Genomic DNA, 7148 nt, shown 5'->3' on the forward strand with positions numbered 1-7148 from the left:
GATGCGGGATCGTTGTTCGATCACAGATGAGACGGCACGAGCGCCGGAGATTCATCGGTGATCGGGTGCCGAACGCCCGTACATGCCGCGGTGATCGCGCGGGCGTTCTCAACTTCGGGCATGAGTGGCGGAATCGGACAGTGCCGGGCCACCGTGTCACGTGCCGAGGTCGAACCGGATCCCCGAGCGCAGCGTCGCCGTGGCCGAGATGCCGAACATGGCGTGGAACGTCTCGCTGAAATGCGACGGGGTCGCGAAGCCCGCGTCGGTGGCGGCGCGGGTCAGATCGTGGCCGGCACCCACGCCGCGCATGGTGCGCACGATGCGCGACCAGCGCTGGTAGCCGCGGAACGTCGTCCCGCACTGCTGGGCGAAGACCCGCAGGAAGTGCGTGGTGGACAGGCCGAGGGACGCGGCCACCGGCTCGGCGCGGTAGGTCCGGTCCGGGTTGTCGCGGATGGCGGCCGCGACCCGCTCGATGCGCGGGTCCGGGGCGGGCGTCGAACCCGAAACAGCCCGGGCCACAATGCGATCCGGATCCGGGTCGGGTGAGCCGCACAGCTCGATCAGCTCGCGCTCGTGGCGATGCCCGAGCCCGTACGGCTCGTCGAACGCCGTCATCGCCCCCGCGATGGCCGAGGCCCGGGTGCTCGCGGGATCCACGAACAGCAGCAGGATCCAGCCGCCGGGCACGGTGACGCGATGCGGGGTGTGCGCGGGGGCGAAACAACTGCGGGTGGTGATCGGCGCGTGGGTGGCGGTGTCCAGCTCGAACGGCGCGTCGAGTCCCACGCTGAGCACCGCGACGGCGGGGGCGTGCAGATCGACGCCGAGTTCGGGGCCGATGTAGCCCGCGTGGCCCGGCCGAATCCACACCCGGGGAAATCTGGTCGAACCGCAGGTTTCCGAAAGCGCGCCGACCCTCACCCCTGCGAGCCTACCGGTGGGCCCGTCGGCAGGACGGCCCGGCGGAGCGCGGGCTCGCAGGCGCACTCCCCCAGGACGATTCGAATCGGCGCGCACGCGGAACCGCCGCCGGTTCGCTAGGAGAGCGACCGCGCGATGACCACCACCGAACAGGCCGGGCCGGCAACCCGATTCACTCCCCCCGACCCGCCCCCGCACACTCAGGGGCTGTTCGCGCCGTATCGCGGGCGCTTCGCCGCGGTGCTGATCCTCCAGGTGATCGGGGCGATCGCCGGTCTCGCACCGCTGCTCGCGGTCGCCGAACTCGGCCGGACCCTGCTGTCCGCCGATCCGATCGACCACGGGCACGTCCGGCTTGTCGTGCTGGCCGGCGCGGGCGGGCTGCTCGTCCGGCTGATCTTCACCGCCGCCTCCGCGGGTCTCGGGCACCTGCTGGACGCCGAGGTGCAGCTCGGCCTGCGCCGGCGGCTGGCCGCGCAGCTGGGCCGGGTGCCGATCGGCTGGTTCGCGCGCCGGCGCAGCGGCGAGCTGGCCACGATGGTGGGCCGCGATGTCAGCGCCACCCACCCGCTGATCGCCCACGCGCCCGGTGAACTGGTCTCCGCGTTCGTGGTCCCGCTGGTGTCGCTGATCTATCTCGCCACGATCGACTGGCGGCTCACCCTGATCACCCTGATCCCCGTCGGCCTCGCCCTGGCCCTGGTACCGCTCATGATGACGCCGAAGCGTCAGCGCCTGGAGCACGAGATGGACGCGGCCATGGCCCGAATCGCCGGGGCCGCCGTGGAATTCGTGCGGGGCATCGCCGTGGTCAAGACCTTCGGCGGCGGTTCGCGCGCGCACCGCGCGTTCCTCACCGCCGCGGACGATTTCACCGAGACGCTGCGCAGCTGGGTCTTCGGCATGTCGCTGATCGCGGCGGGTATGCAGCTGGCGCTGTCGCCGCCGTTCGTCCTGCTGGTCGTGCTCACAGGCGGTTCGGCGTTCATCACCGGCGGCTCCCTGGCCCCGGCGGATCTGCTCCCGTTCCTGCTGCTCGGGCTCGGTTTGACCGCGCCGGTGGCCGCGCTCGGGCACGGCCTCGACGATCTGCAGGCCGCGCGGCGCGCGCTCGGCAGGATCCGGGACGTGCTGGCGGTGCCGGCGCTGTCCGAGCCCACGCGACCCGCTGTGCCGCGGGGACATCGGGTGGAGCTGCGGGACGTGCGCTTCGGCTACACCGACGGCGAGGAGGTCCTGCGCGGCATCGACCTCACACTCGAGCCGGGCACGACGACCGCGCTCGTCGGGCCGTCGGGCAGCGGAAAGTCCACGCTGGTACAGCTTTTGCCGCGCTTCTTCGATCCCACGCACGGCGCGGTCCTGCTCGGCGGGGTCGATCTGCGCGAGCTGAGCGCGCGGGACCTGTATCGCCGGGTGTCGTTCGTCTTCCAGGACGTGCGACTGCTGCGCGCTTCGGTCGCGGACAACATCGCGCTGGCGGCGCCGCACGCCGGCCTCGACGACGTGGTGCGGGTGGCCCGGATGGCCGGCATCCACGATCGGATCCTCGAACTCCCGCACGGCTACGAAACGATCCTGGGCGCGGACGCGGAACTGTCCGGGGGTGAGGCACAACGGATTTCGCTGGGGCGAGCGCTGCTGGCCGACACCCCCGTGCTGGTACTGGACGAGGCGACCTCGTTCGCCGACCCGCTGACCGAGCGCGCGATCCGGCGAGCTCTGGCCGGGCTGACCGATCGAACGATCCTGGTGATCGCACACCGGCTCGAGACCATCGCCAGCGCGGACACCGTGGTGATGCTCGCGAACGGCCGCATCACCGAACAGGGCGCGCCCGCCGAATTGCTGTCCCGGCGCGGCGATTTCGCCGCACTCCACCGTGCACACACGGCCGCCGCCGCGGAATCGCTCGGCGACCTCCAGGAAGGCGAAGCCCGATGATCCGCATGCTCCTGCACCTGCTCGGCCATCGGTACGCCGGACCGCTGCGGCACACCCTGGTGCTCATGACCGCGACGGCGGTCGCCGAGGGCCTCTCGTACGCGTTCCTGGTTCCCCTGCTGCGCGCGCTCTTCGGCGACAGTCCCGAGGACGGCCGCCCGTGGCTGGCGGCCTTCGCCGCCGCGGTCGCGGTGTACGCGATCCTGCGCTACCGCGGCGATCTGTCGGGCTTCCGGGTCGGGACGGCGCTGCTGCACGGGGTGTACCACCGGCTCGGAGATCACCTGGCGCGCCTGCCCATCGGCTGGTTCACCGCGCGCCGGGTGGGTGAGGTGTCCGAGCTGGCCAGTGCCGGTGTGCTGCAGTCGATGGGCGTCATCGCCCACATCCTGGGGCCGTTCCTGTCCGCCTGCGTGACGCCCCTGACCATCGTGCTCGTCATGCTCGCCTACCAGTGGCAGCTCGGGCTGGCCGCGTTGCTCGCCGCGCCGGTCGTGGTGCTGATCCAGATCCGCACCGGCCGGGCGATGGCCGCCACCGACGCCGCGCGCGACGAGCGCGATCAGGAGGCGACCGCGCGGGTCATCGAATATCTTCGGGCACAACCGGTTCTGCGCGCGGGCGGTCGCACGGCCGAACGGTTCGAGTTGCTCGACGACGCCCTGACCGGCGTGGAGCGCGCGAGCCGGAGGTCGATCCGGTCGGCGGTCCCCGGCCTGCTCGGCTCGGCGCTCACGGTGCAGGCGGTCTTCACCGCGCTGCTGGCCCTGGGCGCGTACCTGGCGGTCGGCGGAAACGTCGGCGCGGCAGAGGTATTGGCGATCCTGGTGCTGGCGGCCCGCAGCGCCAACCCGCTGCTCTCGCTCTCGGACATCGGCAGTCAGCTCCGCTCGGGCCGTGCGGTCCTGGCGAAACTCGACGCGGTCCTGCGCACCGAACCGCTGCCGGAGCCGCACACCCCGATCCGGCCGCGCACGCACGAGGTGGAGTTCGACGGGGTGCGATTCCGGCGCGGCGGCCGGACGGTGGTCGAGAACCTGTCGCTCACCGTCCCGGCGGGCACCCGGCTCGCGATAGTCGGGCCGTCCGGCGCGGGCAAGAGCACACTGCTGCAGCTGATCGCGCGGTTCTACGACGTGGACGCGGGCGCGGTGCGGATCGGCGGGGTCGATGTCCGCTCGATGAGCGCCGACGACCTGATGGCGCGGATCGCGATCGTGTTCCAGGACGTGTACCTGTTCGACGGAACGATCGCGGAGAACATCCGGCTCGGCCGGCCCGAGGCTACGGACGCGCAGGTGCGAGCGGCCGCGAGTGCGGCGGGGCTCGACGAGGTGATCGCGCGGCTGGGCGACGGCTGGGACACGGCGGTGGGCGAAGGCGGCGCGCTGCTTTCCGGGGGTGAGCGCCAACGGGTGTCGATCGCACGGGCGCTGTTGAAGGACGCGCCGATCGTGCTGCTGGACGAGGTGACGTCGGCGTTGGACCCGGTCAGCGAGGTGGCGGTGCACGCGGGGGTCGATCGGCTGATGGCGGGGCGAACCGTGGTGGTCGTGGCGCACCGGCTGCGGACGGTGCGGGAGGCCGATCGGATCGTGTTCCTCAACGGTGGGGTGGTCGTGGAAGCGGGGAGCCATGACGAGCTGGTTCGGGCGGGTGGACGGTACGCGGAGTTCTGGCGGCTGGTGGTGGCGCCGGAGCTGGATGTGGCGGGTGGGTAGAGGCTTCCCCATAGCCTCTAGCTGGCCTTTTGCTCTACATCGTTGACATATGCAGGTAAATACCTGCATTATCGTCCAGTGCAACCCGAACCCGACATGGACACGGTTTTCAAGGCGTTGGCGGACTCCACCCGGCGGCTGGTACTCGACCGGCTGCGGGAGCAGAACGGGCAGACGCTGCGCGAGCTCTGCGAGCGCGTGGACATGGCGCGGCAGTCACTGACCCAGCACGTCGACATTCTGGTGGCCGCCGGGCTCGTCACCGTGCTGCGGCGCGGGCGGGAGCGGGTGCACTACATCAATCCGGCACCGATCCACGACATCGAGATGCGGTGGATATCCGTCTTCGATCAGCCCCGGCTGGACGCGATCCGCGGCATCAAGAATCAGGCAGAGGAGTACGCCATGACCACCGCAGTAGCCAACTACGTGTATGTCACCTACATTCGCGCGAGCGCCGAACAGGTCTGGAAGGCCCTGACCGACGCCGACCTCACCGCCCAGTACTGGGGACACGCGAATGTGTCCGACTGGCAACAGGGTTCGACCTGGGAGCACCGCCGCGTCGACGGGACCGACAAGGTCGACGTCATCGGCAAGGTTCTGGAGACCGATCCCCCCAAGCGCCTGGTGATCACCTTCGAGGACTCTTTGGACGAGGACCGTGATCCGTCGGTCGTGACGTTCCTGATCGAGCCGCACCAGGACATCGTCCGGCTGACGGTGACGCACGAGAATCTGCCGAACGAGGACATGCGGCAGGGTATTTCGTCCGGCTGGCCCGCCGTGCTCGCGAATCTCAAGTCGCTGCTCGAAACCGGCGCGGTGCTGCCGCAGGCGCCCTGGGATATGTAGCGGTCTCGCGGCCGTCCTGGGACCGGGGCCGATCAGACGTTGTGCCGTGCCAGGCGGGCGGTGGCTGCCCGCCTGGTTTCCGGTTCTTCCGAGGCGTCGGCGGCGATATTTGTGACGCGTTCTCGGACTGCGGGATTCGAGAGGTCGGCATGTGCGATGCCGATCTCTCGGGTACCGGATTCGCAGTCGTCCAGACATTCGACGGCACGCAGTCGCGGGAAGTCCGGGGCCAGGGCGCTCAACGCGCCCGCGCAGCGCTCGCGCAGATACGAATAGGGCGTACTGTCGAACACTTCCTCGATCGGCGTGCGGGCGGCGGCGAACCTGAGCCGGCCGAGTGCGGGGACGACGTCGCACAGGTCGCCGATGCCGGAATCACCTTCGGTGGCAGCCGCTTTCAGGTGTTCGAGCAGTAGTGGCGCGTCGAATTCTTCGCCGAGTGCGGCCAGTGTGTCCAGCGCGACGATGTTGTGGTCACGGTCCGTGAACACGGTCGCACGGGCCCACGCAAGCGCATCCGGCGTTCGAAGGTTTCGGAATTGCCTACGCAGCCAGTGCCGAACGTCGGGCGGCAGGTCGGTGTCGGCGAGCCGGACCGACGCGAAATCCAGCAGTAATCGGGTCCACAGGTCCTCGGTGACCGACTCCGCGGCGGCGGTGGTGAGGTATCCGGCGTCGATCGCGAACCGCACCGCTCGATCACGCATCATCGCCTGCCGAGTCGCGCGGGGCGGAAGTTCCCGCCGATGTTGTGCCCGAGCACGTTCCGCCGCCTCGGCCGCCCGGTCCATGCGGGGATCGGCGCGCCGCCAGCTCGACCACGGGTGTGCGGACAGATCGGGGAATTGCCAGGACGACAACAGGATCGACGTCAGCGTTTCGTCGTCGGCGACGTCCAGCAGGTCGCCGGGGAGCCCCTCGGCTTCCGGATAATCGGCGAAGGGGATCAGAGAGTTCAGAGCCAGTTCCGGGTCGCGGCCCGTGGCCAGGTAGCGGCGTAGTTCGGAGACGGCTCCGGGGATGCCGCGCTGCGCCAGGCACTCCAGAACGCCGACGAGGAGCCAGGCGTCGGAATCGCCGGAAGGGTCGGCGGGAGTCGCGTACGCGGCGCGGAGAGCCGGGAGGGCGATACCCAGGTCGGTTACGAGGGTTGCGTACAGCCAAGAGCGCGACTCGATCTGGTGATCCCAGCGGGGGTCGTGGATCACGCAGTCGATTACGTGGCCGGCGGCGGGGCGGGGGTTGGCCGAGGCGTTGGCGCGGGCGGCTCCGTGACCGCGCTGGATCATTCCCTGGAGGGTGCCGGGGGCGGCACGGAACGGCTCTGCGGGAGCAGGGATCGGGGAGTTATCGCACTCGGGTAATGGCACATCGCGACCCTAGGGTTTTTGGCGGATTTGGGCGAGATGTTATTGGTGGGCGACAAAAGGATTATTGAGGTAGTCAGAGCGTGCCCGAATCATCATGTTGGCCTGAATAGTGTTGCCTCCCAACAGAATTAGGCTATTCATATCTGCTATTAAGGCGTAGAATGGGGGTATGAATTCGAGAGAGGTGCCCACGATCGCGACCATTGCCAAAGCACTCGCCGCTGCTGTGGAGAACCTGCTCGAATTGCCGATGTACTCGTTGGCCAAGGACGAGGCCCGCCGAAACGCCGAAAGGGCCGGAACTCGCTGCGGTACAGCGACTTCCGGACCG

The 7148-nt window shown here is 69.6% G+C and carries 5 protein-coding genes; 3 read left to right on the forward strand and 2 right to left on the reverse strand.

Annotation, left to right across the window (positions count from 1 at the left end):
* Positions 1 to 156: 156 nt before the first annotated feature.
* Complete coding sequence (locus ACWDOP_RS24915) at positions 157 to 876, reverse strand: helix-turn-helix domain-containing protein (RefSeq protein ID WP_456346990.1); 720 nt, start codon at positions 874 to 876, stop codon at positions 157 to 159.
* Between the two features lie 186 nt (positions 877 to 1062).
* Here ACWDOP_RS24915 and ACWDOP_RS24920 point away from each other — a divergent pair, with 186 nt between their 5' ends.
* The 3 genes from ACWDOP_RS24920 (at position 1063) to ACWDOP_RS24930 (ending at position 5447) form a co-directional block, all read left to right on the forward strand.
* A complete protein-coding gene (locus ACWDOP_RS24920) occupies positions 1063 to 2871 on the forward strand; it encodes an ABC transporter ATP-binding protein (protein WP_456346991.1) in 1809 nt (602 codons plus the stop codon).
* On the forward strand, positions 2868 to 4592 hold the full coding sequence (locus ACWDOP_RS24925) for an ABC transporter ATP-binding protein (protein ID WP_456346992.1): 1725 nt from the start codon (positions 2868 to 2870) through the stop codon (positions 4590 to 4592). The genes ACWDOP_RS24920 and ACWDOP_RS24925 overlap by 4 nt, the downstream gene beginning before the upstream one ends.
* 96 nt (positions 4593 to 4688) lie before the next feature.
* Positions 4689 to 5447, forward strand: a complete 759-nt coding sequence (locus tag ACWDOP_RS24930; RefSeq protein ID WP_456346999.1) for an ArsR/SmtB family transcription factor — start codon at positions 4689 to 4691, stop codon at positions 5445 to 5447.
* Positions 5448 to 5479: 32 nt separating this feature from the next.
* Here ACWDOP_RS24930 and ACWDOP_RS24935 read toward each other — a convergent pair whose 3' ends face one another.
* The gene (locus ACWDOP_RS24935) at positions 5480 to 6736 is read right to left on the reverse strand and encodes a hypothetical protein (RefSeq protein WP_456346993.1); all 1257 of its coding nucleotides are present in this window, start codon (positions 6734 to 6736) and stop codon (positions 5480 to 5482) included.
* Positions 6737 to 7148: the final 412 nt, after the last annotated feature.

The organism is Nocardia sp. NPDC003693 (assembly GCF_053981095.1).